Origin of the sequence: Halomonas sp. C22, assembly GCF_007655045.1 — a bacterium.
In the GTDB taxonomy this organism is placed as follows: domain Bacteria; phylum Pseudomonadota; class Gammaproteobacteria; order Pseudomonadales; family Halomonadaceae; genus Vreelandella; species Vreelandella hamiltonii.
The window spans coordinates 127,016-146,685 of sequence record NZ_VBVC01000008.1 but is presented as its reverse complement, the minus strand read 5'-3'; the positions used below and the strand labels follow the sequence as shown (position 1 = coordinate 146,685).

Genomic DNA, 19,670 nt, shown 5'->3' with positions numbered 1-19,670 from the left:
AGCCACTCGCGCTGAAGAGGCGAATCCTGATAAGCAATGCCAACAGCCAGTACCTTCAGACCGCTCAATCAGCGCCCTCGTGAATAAGGCGGGATGAATCTAGGGGCCAAGGTTAACTATTGCGTCTCCAGGACAGGGAACTATGTAGTAGTTAGATAAAAAAACCATCAGGAAGCTTCGCTTGGAGATAGCTCCCTCGGCGGTGAGTCAGCAGATAGGATAGTGCTGCTGGAAGCAGCCTTGGGAGCAACCCTCATGGAGCGCCAGCGCGGCGGCATACGCCCCACGCCCGTCGGCGAGATGCTGCTGGAGTACTGCGAGCGGCGCAGCGCCCTCGATGAAAGCTTCATCACGTCCCTCGAAGCCTACCAGCGCCTGGAAACCGGAACGATTTCCCTCACCGTGGGCGAAGGCTTTGTCAGCGACCTGGTGGCTTCTCCCCTGCATGAATTCACCCAGCGCTATGCGGGCATCCAGCTGGATATCCATATCGCAGGCACGTCCGGCATCATCGATGCGATTGTCGAGGATCAAAGCCATATTGGGCTGATGTTCCACGAGCGTACCCATCCGCAGCTACGCTTCTGGGCCTCCAGCCCGCAGCCGTTGATGGCCATTCTGGCGCCGCATCACCCCTTGGCCGAGCAGCCCCACCCGCTCACCCTGGCACAGCTCAGCACCCAGCCCATGGCCATGTGGGACACCACCCATGGCGTGCGTCAGATGGTCGACCAGGCGTTTCAACAGGCCCGCCTTGCTCCGCGCATGACCATGAACACCAACTCGATGGTGATCCTGGCGCAATACGTGCGCAGCGGCATGGGGGTGACGCTGCTCCCGGCGTTTGCGGTCGCCCACGACCTGGACATCGGCAGCCTGGTCGCACGCCCGGTAGACGACCCGCTGTTTCAGCGCTCCCAGGCCCACATGGTCACCCGGGTGGGCCGCCAGCAGCCCAAGGCCAGCATCCTGCTACTGCGCCACCTGCAGCGCTGGATGCAGGCCTTTCGGGACCCGGCGTCGAATCAGCCGACACCGCTGCCGTAGCCAAACGCCACGCTGGCCTCCGGTGCGGTTTCCACCCAGACGCTTTGCGGCACCGTGTATTCGCGCAGGCCGTCCAGACCGCTGGAGCGGCCAAAGCCGCTGTCGCCAAAGCCACCGAACGGCGACATCACGCTGATCGCCTTGTAGCTATTGATCCATACCGTGCCCGCCCGCAGCTGCCCCGCCACGCGATGCGCTCGGGCCACGTCCTGGCTCCACACGGCACCGGCCAACCCAAACCGGGTGTCGTTGGCAAGCCGAACGGCCTGTGCCTCGTCGTCGAACGCCATGGCGATCAGCACCGGGCCAAACACCTCTTGTTGAGCGATCTCCATGTCGGGGGTGACATCCACCAGCACCGTGGGCGCGATAAAGTAGCCCTGGGCGTCGTCAGGCAAGCCGTCCGGGCGTTTGCCTCCCGTCAGCACGCTTGCCCCTTCCGCTTCAGCGGCCTCGATCATGCGCGTCACCTGCTCGAATTGACGGCGGTTCTGCAGCGGCCCCATGCGGGTGGCTTCATCGCTGGGCAGGCCCACGTGAATCTGCTCCGCCGCTCGGGCCAGGCGGGTGGTGACCTCTTGGAAGACCGAGCGCTCGATCAGCAGCCGCGAGCCCGCCACACAGCTTTGGCCCGCCGCCGCAAAGATGGCCGCCTGGGCGCCAGCCACCGCTTCATCGAGCTTGGCATCGGCGAACACGATATTGGCGGATTTGCCGCCCAGCTCCAGCACGCTGGGCACCAGGCGCCGTGCCCCCGCCTCGGCGATCAGGCGACCACTCTGGGGCGAGCCGACAAACACCAGCTTGCTGATGGCGGGATGGTCGGTCAGCGCCGCACCGGTGGTTCTGCCCAGCCCGTTGACGATGTTGATCAGCCCTTTGGGCAGGCCGCCGCTTTCCAGCCGCTGGGCAATCACCACCGAGGTGAAAGGGGTCAGCTCGGAAGGTTTCAGCACCACCCCATTGCCCGCCGCCATGGCCGGTGCCAGCTGCCAGGCACAGGTGAACATCGGCGCGTTCCAAGGCGTGATCTGCCCCACCACCCCATAAGGCACGTGGCGCACGTAGTTAAGATGCGTGGTGGGCACCGGAATCACTTCGCCGTGCTGCTTGTCGCACCAGCCAGCGTAGTATTCGAACATCTCGCGTACTTTGCCCACTTCGGCCCGGCAATCGCGAATCGGCTTCCCCGCCACCACGCTTTCCAGCTGTGCCAGCGCCTCTTCGTGGCCCTCCAGGCCCCGTATTGCCGCGTTCATTCGCCGCCCGCGCTCGCTGGCCGTCAACGCCATCCACTCGCGCTGGCCCCGCTGCGCGGCTTGCGTGGCGCGCTCGATGAGCGCCGCACCCGCATCGCGGTAGCTGACCAGCGCCTCCCCCGTCGCCGGGTTGATCAGCTTGATCTCTTCGCCTTCTCCGGCCACCAGATCACCATCGATCCAGTTGCTCAACGGCGTTTTTGCCGCTAACCCAAAGCCGTTCAGGAGGGCGGCAAGCTGGTCGCTGGCGTGTTGGCTGAGTGGGCTCATGAGTGGCTCTCCGTTTGGCGGGCACAGGCAAGAATCGGCGTGGTGATATGGTTGAAGTCGTCGCTATCGGCGGGCTGCTCCGGGCTTGCGTGCCAGGCATTCACCACCGCCTGCAGCAAGGCAAGGGGAATACCCAACTGCTCAGCGGCGTCCCGCGCCAGGCGCAGGTCCTTGCGCATCAAGCCGGTAGTAAAGCCCGAATCGAAGCGTTCGCTCAGCACCCACTCGGGGAAGTTCACCTCGCTGATGGCGCTGCGCCCCGAGCCACTGTTGATACCCGCCAGGCAGGCGGCAGGCTCGACGCCCGCCTTGGCGGCCATGGCGACGGCTTCGGCGGTCGTGAGCAGGTGCGCCGCACACAGGTAGTTGTTGGCGAGCTTCACCACGTGGCCGCTGCCCGGGCCGCCCACATGGGTGCGCTTGGCCGACATGGCTTCCAGCATCGGCATCACTCGCTCCAGGGTGGCATCATCGCCGCCCAGCAGCATGCCCAGCGTGCCGTTGGCGGCGCCCTTGGGGCCGCCGCTGACCGGGGCATCCAGCCAGTGAAGGCCCGCTGCGGTGACTTTTTCGGCCAGCTCGCGGCTGACGGCGGGGTCACTGGTGGAGGTATCGACGATCACACTGCCCTTGGGGGCCAGGGCGAGCAGGCCAGGAGAGGTTTCGATCACCTCGCGCACGTGGGCAGAAGTAGGCAGCGAGAGCAGGTAGACATCGCTGGCAGGCAGGGCATCCGGTGCCACCACGGCCAGGCCCAAGCCTGCGAGCCTTTCCCGCGCGGCCTCAAACAGGTCACTGCCCGTGACCTCGAAGCCGGCGGCCTGCAAGGTCAGCGCCATATTGCCGCCCATCTGGCCCAGGCCTATCACGGTAATCGATAAAGCGTGTTCGGTTTGCGACATCATCAAACTCCTTGGCATGCCATGAAACACTGAATGCGGGGTAGACGCTCCCCTACCCAGTGGGCATCAGAGAGCGAATGGATGTATTACGTCATTTTCAGACGAGCAGTGCGTTGACCAGCGCTACCCAGTAGCGCGTTCCGAGCGGTAACAGCGCATCGTTGAAGTCGTAGTGGGGGTTGTGCAGCGACGGCGAATCTTCGCCGTTGCCCATCCAGATATACGCACCTGGGCACTCGGCCAGCAGGAACGAGAAATCCTCGGAGGCCATGCTGGGCGGCGGGTTGCGCAGCACCTTGCCTTGGCCAAGCAGCCCCTCCAGCACCGTGGCGCAGTGCTGGGCATGCGCTGGGGTATTGATCGTGGCGGGGTAGCAGCGCTGGTAATCCAGTTCCACCGTCAAGCCATGGAACTCGGCCAGGCTGGCAATGGCCTGCTTGAAACGTGCTTCCAGGCGCTCTTTCAGCGCCATGTCGAAGCAGCGCAGCGTGCCGCGCAGCGCCACCTGCTCGGGAATCACGTTGAACGTGTCTCCGGCATTGATGCTGGTGATGCTCAGCACCGCCGACTTGTCCGGCGGCGTTTCACGGCTCACCAGCCCCTGCAGCTGGCTGATCAGCTGGCAGCTCGCCAGCACCGTATCGGTGCCCAGGTGGGGCATCGCCGCATGGCAGCCTTTACCGGTCAGCGTCAGGCTGAAGATGTCGAACGCGGCCATGACGTCGGTATCGTGCACCGCAGCGACCCCCACCGGCAGCCCGGGCCAGTTGTGCAGCCCGTACACGGCGTCCATGGGGAAGCGTTCGAACAGGCCGTCCTCCACCATGGCACGGCCACCACCTTCGTTCTCTTCGGCGGGTTGGAAGATGAATACCACCCGCCCCTTGAAGTCGGGCTGCTGCTTCAGCGCCCAGGCCGCTCCCAGCAACATCGTGGTATGGCCATCGTGTCCGCAGGCGTGCATCTTGCCCGGCGTCTGCGAGGCGTAGGCCAGCCCGGTCTCTTCACGGATGTCCAGGGCGTCGATATCGGCCCGCAGGCCGATGGTCTTGCCTTCCCCCTGCTGGCCATCCAGGGTGGCCACCACGCCCGTGCCCGCCAAGCCCGTGGTGACATCGAAGCCCCACTGGGTGAGCAGCGACGCGATACGCGCACTGGTACGGTGCTCCTCGAAGGCGGTTTCAGGGTGCTGGTGGAAATCCTGCCGCCAGGCGGCGAGTTCAGCGCTGTCGGGTATGGTCACTGACGCAGCCATGGTTCACTCCTTAAAGCATGATGTGCGCGACGACGGCGGAGCCGATGAACGTGCCGGTGAACACCAGCAGCGCCACGATGACCAGCTTCCAGCCGGTCTGGCGGAACATGGCGAACTCACGGCCGGTCAGCGCCAGCCCGGCGTAGGCCAATACCGGCGTCACGACCGCCAGGAAATTCACCGCCGCCAATTGCGATACGATCCAGGCGCTCCCCGGAAACGAGGGCAGTGTGACCAGAATGCTCACCAGGGACACCCAGGCCACGCTGGGCAGGTAGAAGGGGCACAGACGCCCCATGACCAGGCCAATGATCACCAGCCCATAAAGAATCAGCATGCCCGGCAGCGCTTCCAGCAGCGGTGCACCGTTGACGGTATTGCTGAACCAGGCCGCCACGCAGACCGCTGCCAGCACCAGTGCGGTCTTGCCCAGCTGGTTTTCCGGGCGCAGCTCTTCCAGCGCACTCTTGTCCAGGGGTTCTGTGGTCATCTCGTTAGCCTTCATGTTGCGTCTCCTGGCGGTTACCGGTCAGGCGCTTGTACATCCACTCGGTGACGGGCAGCGCGATAAAGAGGGAGATATACAGCCCGGTGGCATAGGTCAGCAGGTTACTGGCCCCGGCAAAGGCCAGCAGCTCGTCCCGCGAGGCTGGCACTGCTTCGGCGAGGGCGGCCGAACACGCCGCCACCATGCTGCCGCTGCCCACCCCACAGGCCATGGCCAGGGCGCGGATATCCAGAATGTCCAGCGAAGCGATATAGCCCGCCATCAGCGCAAAGTAGAGCGTGCCAAACATGGTGCCCACCACGTAGACGCCCATGATGCCGATCCCTTCCGGGCTGCGCAGGCCATAACGATCCGAAATGATGGCAATATTGGGCTCACGGGCAATCGAATAGGTGGCACCGACCGCTTCACGGCCCATCTTCAGCACCAGCACCGCAAACGGCAGCGCCAGCAGCATGGTGCCCAGGTTGCCCAGCTCCTGAAGGATCAGCGCAGGCCCGGCGGCGATGATCTGCTCGATGGCAGGACCAATGGTAGAGCCAAATTTGGCGATGAACGGCAGAATAGCGATCAGGATGATGGGCCCGGCCGCATGGCTGACCGGCTTGGGAATGACCTTGCCCATCGCCGAAAACAGATGCGGATTGAGCAGCACGCCGATCACGAAGGCGTAAAGCAGAGGGAGTAACAAGAGCGTTCCTGGCCCCAGCGGCATGCGTACGATGCCTATCCATTCCGACAACATCGACGTCACGATCACCGTGAGGTGCAGACGCCAGTCCAGCAGCAGTTTGAGATCCATGGGAGTGATCCTGTTTTTTTTAGAGTCACTCCGAGTATCGAAAGGTTACTGTTCCAATCATAGCGATTTTGTGCGCTACTTTTTAGAACACCCCAGCGAATAAACGCTTGGCCAACGCCCAGCGTTCGTTGGCCTGCGCCAGATAGCGACAGCGGCGCCGAGTTGGCTCTATACTCAAGCACGACTAAAGTCTAACAAACTAACAACACCACACTTTCGAGGTCCGCTTAGACACATCATGCCCATCTCACTGCCCTTACGCCGTCTCTGGACACTGGATAAGTTCGCCTACAGCCTGAGGGTCTTCATCGCCTTCAGCGGCGCCTTGTTGCTGAGCGGGCTGATGGGCGACGTGGCCCTGGTGATCCCGCTGTTTCTCGGCATCATCGCCTGCGCGCTCTCGGAAACCGACGACAGCTGGCAAGGGCGGGCACAAGCCCTGGCGGTCACCCTGCTGTGCTTTGCCTCGGCCTCGTTCGTGGTGCAGTGGCTATTCCCCTGGCCGTGGCTCTTTGCCGTGGGGCTGGCAGTCTCCACCTTTACGCTGATCATGCTGGGCGCCATTGGCCAGCGCTACGCCACCATTGCCTCGGGCACGCTGATTCTGTCGATCTACTCCATGATCAACATCGAGCAGCACGGCGGAGTGGATGAGGATGTGGCGGCACGCCAGCTGCTGCTGCTGGGCGGCGCGGCCTGGTACGGGGCGATTTCCGTGGTGTGGTGCGCGCTGTTCTCCCGCCAGCCGGTCAAGCAGAGCATGGCACGGGTGTACAAGGCGCTGGGGGAGTTCTTGATCCTGAAATCGGCGCTTTTCGAGCCTGTGCGCGGGGTCGATGTGGAAGCCCGACGCGTGGCGCTGGCCCGCCAGAACGGCCAGGTGGTGGATGCCCTGAACCAGGCCAAGGAGATGATCTTTCGCCGCCTCGAAGGCCAGCGCGGCAGCCGCAAGCTCAACCGCTACCTGCAGATCTACTTCATTGCCCAGGATATCCACGAGCGGGCCAGCTCCACCCACTATCCTTACAGCGCGCTCACCGATGCGTTTTTCCACCACGACGTGCTGTTTCGCTGCCAGCGCCTGCTGGACCAGCAGGGCCGTGCCTGCCGTCAGCTGGCCAAATCGCTACTGCTCAATCGCCCGTTCAGTCACGAGCAGAGCGAGCAGGCGCTAGCCGACCTGCGCGCCTCCATCGAGAACCTCCGCGAACGCGGCAAGCCCGAGTGGCGGCCGCTGATTCGCCCGCTGACCGCCCTGGCCGATAACCTCACTACCCTGGAAGCCCAAATTGCCAGCGCCCATAACCCTGCCGCCGATGAAGAGCGCCGCGACAGCGCCCTCTACGACCGCTCGCCTTCCAGCCTGCTGGAAGCCTGGAAGCGCGTGCGGCTCAATTTCACGCTGGGCTCGCCCACCTTTCGCCATGCGGTACGCCTGACCACGGCCCTGGTGGTCGGTTATGGGCTGCTGCAGTGGCTGGACCCCAAGCAGGGTTTCTGGATACTGCTGACCACGCTGTTCGTGTGCCGCCCGAACTTTGCCACCACGCGGCGCTTTTTATCTCAGCGTATCCTCGGCACGGTGCTGGGCCTGACCGCGGGCTGGATGTCGATCAGCCTGTTTCCCCAGCCGCTGGTCCAGAGCATGATCGCCGTGGCGGCGGGGGTGTCCTTCTTCGCCAATCGGGAAAAACACTACGTGATTGCCACTGCCTCCATCACCCTGCTGGTGCTGTGCAGCTTCAATCAGGTGGGGGATGGTTTCGATCTGATCTGGCCCAGGCTGTTCGATACCCTGATTGGCTCGCTGATTGCCGGGCTGGCGGTGTTCTTTATCCTGCCGGATTGGCAAGGGCGGCGGCTCTACCGTGAGGCGGGCAAGGTGCTGACCAACCATCGTCACTACCTGGACGAGATCGTGCACCAGTACGAAGAGGGCAAACAGGACGACCTGGCCTACCGCCTGGCCCGGCGGAATGCCCACAACGCCGATGCGGCGCTCTCGACCCTGCTGACCAACATGCTTCACGAGCCAGGCCACTACCGCAAACAGGACGCCGACAACGGCCTGCGCTTCCTGGTGCTCTCCAACACGCTGCTCAGCCACCTTTCGGCGTTAGGTGCGCACCGTCATCGGCTGGCCGACGACGAAGACGACGCCACCCTGGTGCCGCTGGCCAAACGCATCAGCGCCCTGCTGGAACAGCTGGCCACACAGCTGGACAGACGCCTGCCGGTGGAGCCGCTGGCCGCCCAGGCCCAGGAGCTGCTGGCGCTGCTGGAAGAGCAGAGCAATACGCTGGATGAGAAGGCCATGACCCACTACCGCCCCATCCAGAGCCAGCTGCGTCTGATCGCCGAGCAACTGGGGCCGCTCAGCGAGGCGGCTGGGCGACTGGTGGCGCCCGGCAGCCTTCAAGCCGACGCGGCTGGAGCGCTACGCTAACTCTCGCACACCGGTCTCTTACACCTGCAGCCTCACACCTGCCCGTAGCGCCCGGCGGCTTCGCCCAGCCAGCGGCGCACCAGTACCGCGGTGACTTCGGCGTTGCCCTGGAGCGCCTGGGCCAGGGCGGTGACCCGCTCCAGCTGGTCGGCATCGCGCTCCAGGTCGGCGATTTTCATCTGGGCGAGGCCGGTCTGGCGGGTGCCGAGCACTTCGCCGGGGCCGCGAATTTCCAGGTCTTTTTCGGCAATGCGGAAGCCGTCGGTGGTTTCGCGCATCACGCTGAGCCGCTCTCGGGAGCTTTTGGAAAGCGGCGCGTGGTAAAGCAGCACGCAAAAACTTTCGGTGCTGCCCCGCCCAACACGCCCGCGTAGCTGGTGAAGCTGAGAAAGTCCCAGGCGCTCCGGGTTTTCGATGATCATCAGGCTGGCATTCGGGACATCCACGCCGACCTCGATCACCGTGGTGGCGACCAAAAGATCCAGCTCGCCGGTCTTGAAAGCCTCCATCACCTCGGCTTTTTCAGCGGCCTTCATGCGCCCGTGTATCAGCCCGATGGCCAGCTCCGGCAGCGCCTGGGTGAGCTCGTCCCGCGTGACTTCCGCCGCCTGGCACTGGAGCACTTCGGACTCCTCGATCAGCGTGCAGACCCAATAGGCCTGGCGGCCATCGCGGCAGGCATTGCGGATACGCTCGACCACTTCCGGGCGGCGCTCGTCCGAGACCACCACGGTCTTCACCGGCGTGCGCCCCGGCGGCAGCTCGTCGATCACCGACACGTCCAGGTCGGCGTAGGCGCTCATGGCCAGGGTGCGGGGAATCGGCGTGGCGGTCATGATCAGCTGGTGAGGCGTCAGCCCGCCGGCCTCCCCCTTTTCACGCAGGGCGAGGCGCTGGTGCACGCCAAAGCGGTGCTGTTCGTCGATGATTGCCAGCCCCAGGCATTGAAAATGCACATCGTCCTGAAACAGCGCGTGGGTGCCCACCACCATCCGCGCTCGGCCATCGGCGATGGCGGCCTTGGCATCCAGCCGCGCCTTGCCTTTCAGCTTGCCCGCCAGCCAGGCGACGTCGATGCCCAGTGGCTCGAACCATGCCTTGAACGAACGATAGTGCTGCTCGGCGAGAATTTCCGTGGGCGCCATCATGGCCGCCTGGCAGTTGCCCGCCAGCGCCGAGAGCGCGGCCATGGCTGCCACCACCGTCTTGCCCGACCCCACATCCCCCTGCACCAGCCGCAGCATGGGCGCCGGGCGTGCCAGGTCGAGGGCGATCTCCTCCAGCACGCGGCGCTGGGCACCGGTGAGGGCAAACGGCAGCTGCGCCAGAAAGCGGGTTTGCAGGCTACGCCCGGAGGGCAGCGTCGGCGCACCATCGGCCTGAATGCGCAGGCGCACTTCCCGCAGGCTGAGCTGGTGGGCCAGCAGCTCCTCCAGGGCGAGCCGCCGGGTGGCGGGGTGAAGCCCCTGGGCAAGCTGCTCCAGGTCCACGTCCGGTGGTGGCTGGTGCAAGAGCTGCAGGCTGGCATGCAGCCCCGGTAGCTGGAAGCGCTGGCGCAGGGTGTCGGGGATCACGTCCGGCAGCGTTTCAGGGGCTTGCGTCAGCAGGCGCAGCGCCTGCTGGGCCAAGGCCCGCAGGCGTGCCTGATGCAGCCCCTCCGTGGTGGGGTAGATGGGCGTGTAGTACTCCTCCACCGGGGTTTCGCTGCTGCCGCTCAGGCGATACTCCGGGTGGTAGATTTCCAGCCCCGTGGCTCCTGCCCGGGCTTCGCCGAACGCACGCACGGTGGCACCGGGGCGCAGCTGTTGCTGCTGAGCCGGAGAGAAGTGAAAGAACCGCAGGCTCAGGATGCCGCTCCCGTCGCGCAGCCGCACCAGCAGGCTGCGCCGCCGCCCCTTGACCACGTCGCTGGCGGTCACTTCCCCTTCCACCACCGCCTCCTGGCCCGCCCGCAGATGGCCTATCGGCGTCAGTCGCGTACGGTCCTGGTAGCGCAGCGGCAGGTGAAACAGCAGGTCGCTGACGCGCTCGACCCCCAGCCGCGCCAGCTTGATGGCCAGCGCGTCGCCTACGCCCTTCAGCACCGTGACCGGAGCAGCCAGTTCACTCATGAGTCCGTGTGGGCCTTGTGGTCCGGTTGCTGGCACTGGCCAATCGCCTTGGCCAGGGCATCGATGGCCTTGGGCCTGGGGAAGCTTGCGCGCCAGGCAATCGCCACCGTGCGCGAAGGCGCGGGCTCCACAAAGGGACGACTGACCAGCATGGCGTTCTCGTACTGGTCGGTGCCCAGCGCCGACTGGGGCAGTACGGTAATGCCCAGCTTGGAGGCCACCATGTGGCGAATCGTTTCCAACGAGCCGCCTTCGGCAATCAGGGTATTGTTGGGACTGTTCAGCTTTTGGGTGATGGCCGGGCAGGCTTCCAGAATCTGGTCACGGAAGCAGTGGCCTTCCCCCAGCAGCAGCAGGCGCTCTTCCAGCAGGTCTTCCTTGTGGATGGCTTCACGCGCTACCCACGGATGGCTGGCGGGCATCAGCACTTCGAAATGCTCGTCATAGATCGGCTTGGTGACTACATCGGTTTCGGTGAAGGGCAGCGCCACGATGATCACGTCCAGCTCGCCATTGCGCAGCTTGGCGCGCAGCGTGCCGGTCATGCCCTCTTCGATGTACAGCGGCATCTGTGGCGCAGCGTTGGCCAGCGCAGGCACCAGATGGGGAAACAGGTAGGGCCCAATGGTGTAGATGGCGCCAATGCGCAAGGGGTTGGCCAACTGGTCCTTGCCTGCCTTGGCCAGTTCGAAAATCAGCCCACTCTGTTCCAGAACGCGCTGCGCCTGCGCAACGACCTTTTCACCCAGCGGCGTTACCTGTACGGTGGACTTGGAGCGCTCGAACAGCGCCACTTCCAGTTCGTCTTCCAGTTTTTTCACCGCCACCGACAGAGTGGGCTGTGAAACGTGGCAACGTTCAGCGGCACGGCCAAAATGGCGCTCTTGTGCAAGGGTTACGATGTAGCGTAGTTCTGTTAAAGTCATGGTGGTGCCAGTGGCATCCTCTCGTTGCAGCTCGTGACTGGTAATCGTAATTAGCGAGATGGAAAAGGACAGACAAGCCCTATTGAAGATGGCACATCTCATAGGGACTTTGTATCTAATAGGGAATATTTATCAAGAGGGGTGAGCAAGGTGAAGCTAACGGTACTGATTATCGGCTGTGGAGATATCGGCGTCACGCTTGGCAAGGAGCTGCTGGACGAAGGGCACCGCGTGATCGGCGTGCGCCGCCAGGCCGATGCACTGGCCAACACGGGCATCGAGCCGCTGGCCCTGGACCTTAACGACTTGGAAGGGGCACCTGCCAACGCCTTGCCCAGCGCGGACTACGTCATTTACACCGTCAGCGCCGACCGTTTCGAAGAGAGCGCCTATCAAAGCGCTTACCCGGACGGCCTGAAACGTGTGCTGAGCGTGCTGGAACAGCACGACACGCCGCCCAAGCGAATCTTCTTCGTCTCTTCCACCAGCGTGTACGGCCAGCAGGAAGGCGAAGTGGTCAATGAAGAGAGCCCCACAGAATCCACCAGCTTCTCCGGCACCCTGATGTGCGAAGCCGAGCAGTCACTGCTCAACCACCCGCTGCCTGGCACCGTGGTGCGTTTCTCGGGTATTTATGGCCCGGGGCGTGACCGCCTGATTCACCAGGTGGCAGAAGGCCGCATTGCCGCCGTGACGCCGGTGATCTACTCCAACCGGATTCACCGCGATGACTGCACCGGCATCCTGGCGCACCTGATTCGCTGTCAGGAGAGCGGTACGCCGCTGGCAGACCTTTACCTGGGCAGCGACTGCGAGCCGGTGACCATGCACAATGTGATGGCGTGGCTGGCGAAACAGTTGAAGGTGGAGTCCACCGAGACCATGCAGTCCCCCCTGCGCCGCCGGGCCAGCAAGCGCTGCGACAACCGCCGTATTCGTGAAACCGGCTACACCTTCCGCTACCCCAGCTACAAGGAGGGGTATCTGCAGGTGCTCAAGGAAGGCGGGTTTCTGGAACTGCAAAAAGCCTGACGCTACCGCGCGAGCTTTCGCGAACCACTAGCCTCTTGACCACTACCCAAAAAGCGAGCCCCTCGGCTCGCTTTTTGCTGTGCCGTACCAAACCTTGGCGTTAGTCGCCAATCACCATGACCGCTTCGGCTTCTACCTGGCTGCCCTTGGGCAGCGCCTTCACGCCCACCGCCGCACGGGCCGGGAACGGCGTGGAGAAAAACTCCTCCATCACCTTGTTGACGATGGCGAAGTTGTCCAGGTCCACCAGGTAGAGGTTGAGCTTGACGATATCGCTCAGCGAGCCCGCCGCCTCTTCGCACACTGCCTGCAGGTTGGCAAACACCTGACGCGCCTGGGCTTCGAAATCGTCGGAGACCAGCGCCATGGTGTCCGGGTCGAGGGGAATCTGGCCCGACAGATACACCGTGTTGCCCGCCTTGATGGCTTGTGAATAGGGGCCAATGGCCGCCGGGGCTTTCTCGGTGTTGATAACCGCTTTATTGCTCATTGCGTCTCTTGCTCCTGTAAGAATGCATCGATGGATGATGATCGCCATGGCTGACGCCGCCAGCCTGACAGGCCAGCGGCGGGTACCAGGTCGTTTTAATTGGCCGTACGGGTAATCTTGCCGACGTTGGGCAGGTTGCGGATCCGCTTGATGATCCGCGCCAGATGGACTCGCCCTTTCACCGACAGGGTCAGGTTGACCGTCGAGAGCCGTGCGTCACGCTCTTCGATGCCGATCCGCTCGATGTTGGCGTCTGCATCGGTCACCAGCCCGGCCAGCTCGGCGACCAGGCCACGGCGGCTTTCGATCTCGATGCGCAGGGCCACCGGGAAGTCTTCATCGATATTTTCCGACCACTCCAGGGCAAACAGCTTTTCCGGGTCGTTCTTGCGCTCGGAGAGGTTCTTGCACTCACTGCGGTGCACCACCAACCCCTTGCCGACAGAGAGATGCCCCACCACCGGGTCGCCCGGCAGCGGGTGGCAGCAGCGCGCAAAGTTGATCACCATGCCTTCGCTGCCGCTGATGACCACCGCCTTGTCGCTGTTGTCGGCCAGCGTCTTGTCGAAGCTCTCGCCGTGGGCCACGTCCACCAGCCGCCGAGCCACCACGTGAGCCATGCGATTGCCCAGCCCCATCGACTCCAGCAGAGCATCCATGGAGCTGGCGTCCAGCTCTTTCAGCGCCTGTTCGAACACGCTCTCGTCCAGCTCTTCCAGGCTGGTCTCGAAGGGGGCCAGCGCCTTGTTGAGCAAACGGCGCCCCAACATGATGGCCTCTGCCTGCTGCTGGTGCTTGAGCGCGTGACGGATGGCCGAGCGCGCCTTGGCGGTGGTAACGAAATTCAGCCAGGCCAGGTTGGGGCGCGCGCCGGGCGCGGTGATGATTTCCAGCGTCTGACCGCTTTCCAGCCGTGTCGAGAGCGGCGCCAGGTGGCGGTCGATTCGGCAGGCAATGCAGTTGTTGCCGATATCGGTGTGCACGCTATAGGCAAAATCGATCACCGTGGCCCCTTGGGGAAGCTCCATGATGTCGCCCTTGGGCGTGAACACGTAGATATCATCCGGGAACAGGTCGTTCTTGACGTGCTCGATGAACTCCAGCGAGTCCCCCGCGTGGCGCTGCATCTCCAGCAGCCCCTTCACCCAGGCGCGGGCACGGGCGTGGCTGCCTTCGGCAATCGGATGCGCGGTCTGGCCAGCCTTGTACAGCCAGTGGGCGGCAATGCCGTTGTTGGCCATGGCTTCCATTTCGCGGGTGCGGATCTGCACTTCGATGGGCATGCCACGCTGGCCGAACAGCGTCGTGTGCAGGCTCTGGTAGCCATTGGCCTTGGGAATCGCGATGTAGTCCTTGAAGCGCCCCGGTACCGGCTTGTAGAGGTTGTGCACCACGCCCAGAATCCGGTAACAGCTGGCCACGTCTTCGGTAATGATACGGAACCCGAAGACGTCCATGATCTCGGCAAACGGCTTGCGCTGGTCGCGCATCTTCTTGTAGATCGACAGCAGATGCTTCTGGCGGCCAATCACCGTGCCCTGCAGCGCTTCGTCATCCAGACTCTGCTGTAGCGAGGCCTGGATTTCACGCATGGCGCTGCGGCGGTTGCCTCTGGCGCTGGCCACCGCACGCTTGATGCGCTCGGCCCGCATGGGGTGGATCGCCTGGAACGAGAGGTCTTCCAGCTCCACACGAATGGTGTTGATCCCTAGCCGCCCCGCAATACGGGCGTAGATTTCCAGGGTTTCCCGGGCAATGCGGCGCTTCTTGTCGGGCCGCAGGGCCCCCAGAGTGCGCATGTTGTGCAGCCGGTCGGCCAGCTTGACGATGATGACGCGGATGTCCCGCGACATCGCCAGCACCATCTTCTGGAAATTCTCCGCCTGGGCAACGGCCTTGTCTTCGAAGGTGATCTGCGTCAGCTTGGAGACGCCATCCACCAGCTCGGCCACCGGCTTGCCAAACTGGGCCGCCAAGGCTTTCTTGGAAACGCCGGTGTCTTCGATGACATCGTGCAGCATGGCGGCCATCAGGCTCTGATGGTCCATGTGCATGTTGGCGAGAATATTGGCCACCGCCAGCGGGTGGGTCACGTAGGGCTCGCCCGAGCGACGGCGCTGGCCGTCGTGGGCCTGCTCGGCGTAATAGAAGGCGCGCTTGACCTGCTGGATCTCGTCCGGGGGTAAGTAGCCGCCAAGTCGGTCGGCCAGGTCATCAATGGTGAACATGTACCGCGCCCCTGATCGGTGCTAGCTTAGTCGTCGATTTGAGCGCTGGGCGTCATGGCAGGACGCGCCCGCACCGGCGCTTCGACCGGCTCATCCAGAACCGTATGGTCGACCAGGCCTGCGGCGATTTCACGCAGCGCCATGACGGTGGGCTTGTCGTTTTCCCAGGGCAGTTGGGCATCACGGGAGCCACGCGCCAGCTGACGGGCACGCTGGGTAGAAATCATCACCAGTTTGAAGCGGTTTTCTACGTTTTCGAGACAATCTTCGACGGTTACGCGAGCCATGGGGCCATCCTGTAATAACGACGCTGGGCCGGCAGGGCTGAAAACGCCGCCGACCCAGCGAAAAAAGTAGTCATACGACCCGATAGATTACTCGACGCCAGGCGCCTGTGACAAGAGCGCAGACAGCAGGGGCGCATGACGCTGCTGCATGGTGGCCAGGGTCAGGCGGTGGCTGATCACCAGCGACTGCAGTTCCTGCAGTGCCGTGGTGAAGTCATCATTGATCACCAGGTAGTCGTATTCATCGTAATGGGACATCTCGCTGACAGCATCGCGCATGCGCCGAGCAATCACCGCGTGCTCATCGGTGCCACGGCTCGACAGGCGGCGCTCCAGCTCACTGCGCGACGGCGGCAAGATGAAGATCGACACGGCGGCAGGCATCTGTTCGCGGACCTGGCGCGCGCCCTGCCAGTCGATTTCCAGAATCACGTCTTGCCCGGCATCCAGCAGCGTTTGCACGGCCTGACGTGACGTACCGTAGTAATTGTCGAAGACTTTGGCATACTCAAAGAAATCGCCGCGGGCAATCATGGCTTCGAACTCGGGAATCTGCGTGAAGTGGTAGTTCACGCCGTTCACTTCGCCTTCGCGCTTGGCACGGGTGGTATGAGACACCGATACCTGAATGCCATCCAGGCTCTCTATCAGCTCGCGAACCAGGCTGGTTTTACCCGCCCCAGAGGGGGCAGAAACGATATAAAGCGTACCCTGGGACATGCAGCGCTTCCCTTGTTGATCAAAAATGGGCGCGGGTGACGGCCCACGCCAATAGCGCGCAGTATCGCATACCCCTGGCAGGGACTGTAGGGGTTCAAGAACACCACACGGAGGTCACCATGCGCACTCTCTTCTTCCTGCTCCTGCTGGTCGGGGTCGGCGTTGCCATCTACAAGGACATCATCGTCATCCCGCGCCACTGGGCGCCCTGGGCACCGCTGCACGTGGACGACCCGGTCACGCCCGTCACCCAACTCAAGCTCAAGCGCCTCGACGACGACCGCGAGGCCTGCCTGGCCGCCCTGGACACCGTCCCCGAGGGCGGGCTGAGCTATACGCCGCTGGCCGACTACTCCCCCACCGCCAGCTGCCCGCTGACTAACGTGGTGCGCATGCAATCCAGCAGCGTGCGCTTCAGCCAAAGCTTCGTGGCCACCTGCCCCTTGGCACTGGCCTGGGTGATGTACGAACGCCATGCCCTGCAACCGGCTGCCGAAGCCATCATGGGCAGCCCGGTCGCCCAGGTGGACCATGTGGGCAGCTTTGCCTGCCGGAATGTCTACGGACGCGAAAGCGGTCGACGCAGCGAGCACGCCACGGCTGAAGCTTTGGATGTGGTGGGCTTTCGCTTCGAGAATGGTCGTCAGATTACGCTGATTCGCGACTGGGATGACGAGGGAGAAGTAGGAGAGTTCTTGCGGGCAGCGCGGGATGGCGCCTGCGATACCTTCGGCAACGTGCTGGGGCCGGATTACAATGCCGCGCATGCCGATCATTTCCATCTGGGCATGCGCGGTTTCAGGCTGTGCCGCTAGTGGCCTGTGCCAACGTCAGTCGAGGCTGATGTCCTCTTCATCGGTCAGGGCACCGGTCGCAGCACCTGCGCCTGCGCCAATCACCGCGCCACGGCCAATACTTCCGCCAGTGGCCGCTGCTGCGCCAGCACCGACGGCGGCACCTACGCCTGCGCCGCTGGTGGCGCGCTCTCCAGTGGTTGCGCCACAGCCCGCCAGGGCCAGGGTCAGCGCCGCGATGGCACTCAGGGTCAAGCTACGCGAGACGTTCAATGATGGGCTTTGCATGGGTCACCTCCTTATGGGTTGCATCTTACACCCTAGGAACACTCCAGCTTTTTTGCCACTTTTAATGCCCCTTGTCTTGCTTGAGAAAACGCTTATTTATAGCCTTGCGCCACGGTTTGGCCAGGGGCTTCAGCGCGCTTTTCAAGCCAGCGCCCCCAGGCAAAAATGACCAACCCGCACAGCGCCAGCCCCGTTCCCACCAGCCCGGTGCTCGACCAGCTGAACCCGGCACTGATCACCAGCCCCGCCAGCCACGCCCCCAGCGCATTGGCCCCGTTGAACGCCGCATGATTCATGGAAGCCGCCATGGTCTGGGCATCTTCCGCCACGTCCATCAAGCGTGTTTGCAGCGAAGGCGCCAAGGCCATGCTGGTGCCGACCAGGCCAACGAACAGCAGCCCGCTCCACACCTGATTGGCGGCAAAGTAGAACAGCCCCTGCACCACCGCGCACCACACCAGGATGGCGGGAATTGCCCGCATCAGGTTTTTATCGGCCATGCGCCCACCGATCAGGTTGCCCACGATGGAGCCGAGGCCAAAGATGACCAGCACCAAGGGGCCCAAGGCTTCACGCATGCCCGCCTGCTGGGTCAAGGTGGGCATCACGTAGCTGAAAATCGAGAACATGCCGCCACAGCCGATGCAGGCAATGGCAATGGTCACCAGCACACGCTGCTTGACCAGCGCGGAAAGCTCACGCAGCGGGCTGGCCTGGGCATCGAAGGGCTGTACGGGCACACAGAGGCGAATCAACAGCGCCGTCAGCAGAGCAATCACGCCCACTCCGGCAAAGGCAATTTGCCAGCCAAACAGGTTGCCTGCCCAGGTGCCCAGCGGCGCCCCGACCAGAATGGCCACCGTCAGCCCCATCATCACCCGAGCAATGGCCCGCGCCCGTTGATCGACCGGCACGGCGCCAGCCGCCACCAGCGCCGCCACGCCAAAGTAGGCCCCGTGGGGCAGCCCGGCCAGAAAGCGTAGCCCCACGAACGACCAGAACCCCGGCGCCATGGCGCTGGCAATGTTACCCACAGCAAACACCAGCATCAGCGCAATCAGCAGCGCTCGCTTGGGCACCCGCGCGGCCAGCGCCGAAATCAGCGGCGCCCCCACCACGACCCCCAGGGCATAGCTGCTGATGGAATAGCCTACCTGCGGCACGCTCACGGCCAGGTCTTCCGCCACGCGGTTCATCAACCCCATGATGACGAACTCGCTGGTGCCGATGCCGAACCCGCCCAGCGCCAGCACGAATTCCGCCCACCGCGGATGCCGCGCCAGCCCCGTTGATGATGCTTGCATACCTCACTCCCCAGGCGCGGGATACGCGCCTGTTCACTGAAAAGATCCTGGATAACCGCAAATGATGGCAGGATTAGACGAAAGTAGAAATACAAGGCATGAAAAAAGTTAGCGTGCGAACTCAATCATCCAACGATGTACCAAGGGGGTCAGCCCCTCGTGGCATTGGCTGACAACAAGCGCTCGCGCAGCTCGCGGTTGCGCGGCAGCAAGCCTACCTGCAGACCCAGCGGCCGGAAGACCTGATTGAGCAGCGCCACGGTAGGGCTTGCCTTATCGGCTTCCAGGTCTGACAGCGAACGACGGCTGATGCCCACCAGATCGGCGTATTGGGTCTGCGACATGCCCAGTACCTCACGGCGGAGCTGACGCAGCACCTGCCCAGAGCTGATTTCTTCGCGCACCAGTTGGGCCGCTAATGTCGTCAGCAACGCCTCCCGCTCGATGCTGGTGAGCTCTTTGCGCTTCATACCAACCCCCAGCGCTGCAGCTCCAGCGTGCTGCCTGCTGGGCGCTCAGGAAGGGCCTCTTTGATACGTAAATTGCCCACTGGCGCAATCGCTCCCTTGGCCAGTAGCGCGACATCCTGCTCCGCCTCACCAAGTGCCGATATACCCAACTGCGCGACCCAGTAACGGCGGCTGGCCCCAGAGGGCATGATATCGTCTAAAAAAGTGAACCAGCGTGGCGATTGATGGGTATTCATCAACTCGATAGGCAAACGAAGGCTACAGGCGTGCTCATCGTCGTGATCCAGCCACTCAAGGGCATAATCGGTAAGGTAGCCCAAACGCGCAGGCCCTCGACGGCCCCGCTCTGGATGCTCGAACACCAGCTCGGCAGCATCGTGCCACTGCCCTTGATGGAAGGCTTGAAGGGTTAGCAACACGGCTCACCTTTAACGCGTCATTTAATGAGTAGTTTAATGCTCAAAAGTGTAGTTCGAAGCAGCATAATGTGCACTTTAATACTCAAATTAAAATCAAATTATCCTAAATGAG

The 19,670-nt window shown here is 63.3% G+C and carries 19 protein-coding genes; 4 read left to right on the top strand and 15 right to left on the bottom strand.

The window, feature by feature from the left end; all coding sequences use genetic code 11:
• Positions 1–255 precede the first annotated feature (255 nt).
• Positions 256–1,047 (top strand): LysR substrate-binding domain-containing protein, encoded by a 792-nt coding sequence (locus tag FEU76_RS15015; RefSeq protein WP_227407346.1) that lies wholly within the window; start codon positions 256–258, stop codon positions 1,045–1,047.
• On the opposite strand, the gene FEU76_RS15010 is transcribed toward FEU76_RS15015, so the two are convergent.
• The 5 genes from FEU76_RS15010 to FEU76_RS14990 all read right to left on the bottom strand — a co-directional run bounded on the left by FEU76_RS15010 (position 1,026) and on the right by FEU76_RS14990 (position 6,043).
• Positions 1,026–2,576: an aldehyde dehydrogenase family protein gene (locus FEU76_RS15010; protein ID WP_144984050.1), complete on the bottom strand. Its 1,551-nt coding sequence runs from the start codon at positions 2,574–2,576 to the stop codon at positions 1,026–1,028. The two genes, FEU76_RS15015 and FEU76_RS15010, sit on opposite strands and share 22 nt — an antisense overlap.
• Positions 2,573–3,478 carry an NAD(P)-dependent oxidoreductase gene (locus tag FEU76_RS15005; protein ID WP_016915492.1) on the bottom strand — a complete coding sequence of 302 codons (906 nt, stop codon included), beginning with the start codon at positions 3,476–3,478 and terminating at the stop codon, positions 2,573–2,575. Before FEU76_RS15005 ends, FEU76_RS15010 begins: the two co-directional genes overlap by 4 nt.
• A gap of 97 nt (positions 3,479–3,575) precedes the next feature.
• Complete coding sequence (locus FEU76_RS15000) at positions 3,576–4,733, bottom strand: M20 aminoacylase family protein (RefSeq protein ID WP_058577671.1); 1,158 nt, start codon at positions 4,731–4,733, stop codon at positions 3,576–3,578.
• 10 nt (positions 4,734–4,743) lie between these two features.
• A complete protein-coding gene (locus FEU76_RS14995) occupies positions 4,744–5,238 on the bottom strand; it encodes a hypothetical protein (RefSeq protein WP_084123778.1) in 495 nt (164 codons plus the stop codon).
• Complete coding sequence (locus FEU76_RS14990) at positions 5,228–6,043, bottom strand: DUF3100 domain-containing protein (RefSeq protein ID WP_039178913.1); 816 nt, start codon at positions 6,041–6,043, stop codon at positions 5,228–5,230. The genes FEU76_RS14995 and FEU76_RS14990 overlap by 11 nt, the downstream gene beginning before the upstream one ends.
• Before the next feature lie 238 nt (positions 6,044–6,281).
• On the opposite strand from FEU76_RS14990, the gene yccS reads away from it, so the two are divergent.
• A complete protein-coding gene (gene yccS / locus FEU76_RS14985; protein ID WP_144984047.1) occupies positions 6,282–8,489 on the top strand; it encodes a YccS family putative transporter in 2,208 nt (735 codons plus the stop codon).
• 32 nt (positions 8,490–8,521) lie between these two features.
• Here the strand turns inward: yccS and recG are convergent, their stop codons facing one another.
• Complete coding sequence (recG, locus tag FEU76_RS14980; RefSeq protein ID WP_039178920.1) at positions 8,522–10,600, bottom strand: ATP-dependent DNA helicase RecG; 2,079 nt, start codon at positions 10,598–10,600, stop codon at positions 8,522–8,524.
• A complete protein-coding gene (locus FEU76_RS14975) occupies positions 10,597–11,526 on the bottom strand; it encodes a hydrogen peroxide-inducible genes activator (RefSeq protein ID WP_039178924.1) in 930 nt (309 codons plus the stop codon). Before FEU76_RS14975 ends, recG begins: the two co-directional genes overlap by 4 nt.
• A gap of 150 nt (positions 11,527–11,676) precedes the next feature.
• Here FEU76_RS14975 and FEU76_RS14970 point away from each other — a divergent pair, with 150 nt between their 5' ends.
• A complete protein-coding gene (locus tag FEU76_RS14970; RefSeq protein WP_039179271.1) occupies positions 11,677–12,558 on the top strand; it encodes an SDR family oxidoreductase in 882 nt (293 codons plus the stop codon).
• Between the two features lie 100 nt (positions 12,559–12,658).
• On the opposite strand, the gene FEU76_RS14965 is transcribed toward FEU76_RS14970, so the two are convergent.
• The 4 genes from FEU76_RS14965 to gmk form a co-directional block, all read right to left on the bottom strand.
• Entirely contained in the window at positions 12,659–13,048 is a 390-nt protein-coding gene (locus FEU76_RS14965) for a RidA family protein (protein WP_016915500.1), read from the bottom strand.
• A gap of 95 nt (positions 13,049–13,143) precedes the next feature.
• On the bottom strand, positions 13,144–15,276 hold the full coding sequence (locus FEU76_RS14960) for a RelA/SpoT family protein (RefSeq protein ID WP_039178929.1): 2,133 nt from the start codon (positions 15,274–15,276) through the stop codon (positions 13,144–13,146).
• Positions 15,277–15,302: 26 nt separating this feature from the next.
• A complete protein-coding gene (gene rpoZ, locus FEU76_RS14955) occupies positions 15,303–15,563 on the bottom strand; it encodes a DNA-directed RNA polymerase subunit omega (RefSeq protein WP_016915502.1) in 261 nt (86 codons plus the stop codon).
• 87 nt (positions 15,564–15,650) lie between these two features.
• The gene (gene gmk / locus FEU76_RS14950) at positions 15,651–16,283 is read right to left on the bottom strand and encodes a guanylate kinase (RefSeq protein WP_096921775.1); all 633 of its coding nucleotides are present in this window, start codon (positions 16,281–16,283) and stop codon (positions 15,651–15,653) included.
• Positions 16,284–16,402: 119 nt separating this feature from the next.
• Between gmk and FEU76_RS14945 the strand changes: the two genes are divergently transcribed.
• Positions 16,403–17,098 (top strand): extensin-like domain-containing protein, encoded by a 696-nt coding sequence (locus FEU76_RS14945; RefSeq protein WP_096921774.1) that lies wholly within the window; start codon positions 16,403–16,405, stop codon positions 17,096–17,098.
• A gap of 15 nt (positions 17,099–17,113) precedes the next feature.
• Here FEU76_RS14945 and FEU76_RS14940 read toward each other — a convergent pair whose 3' ends face one another.
• The 4 genes from FEU76_RS14940 to FEU76_RS14925 all read right to left on the bottom strand — a co-directional run bounded on the left by FEU76_RS14940 (position 17,114) and on the right by FEU76_RS14925 (position 19,555).
• A complete protein-coding gene (locus FEU76_RS14940) occupies positions 17,114–17,365 on the bottom strand; it encodes a hypothetical protein (protein WP_039178940.1) in 252 nt (83 codons plus the stop codon).
• Positions 17,366–17,457: 92 nt separating this feature from the next.
• On the bottom strand, positions 17,458–18,669 hold the full coding sequence (locus tag FEU76_RS14935) for an MFS transporter (protein ID WP_144984045.1): 1,212 nt from the start codon (positions 18,667–18,669) through the stop codon (positions 17,458–17,460).
• 149 nt (positions 18,670–18,818) lie between these two features.
• Positions 18,819–19,139, bottom strand: a complete 321-nt coding sequence (locus tag FEU76_RS14930) for a helix-turn-helix transcriptional regulator (RefSeq protein WP_016915507.1) — start codon at positions 19,137–19,139, stop codon at positions 18,819–18,821.
• A complete protein-coding gene (locus FEU76_RS14925; protein ID WP_260851409.1) occupies positions 19,136–19,555 on the bottom strand; it encodes a HipA N-terminal domain-containing protein in 420 nt (139 codons plus the stop codon). Before FEU76_RS14925 ends, FEU76_RS14930 begins: the two co-directional genes overlap by 4 nt.
• Positions 19,556–19,670 lie beyond the last annotated feature (115 nt).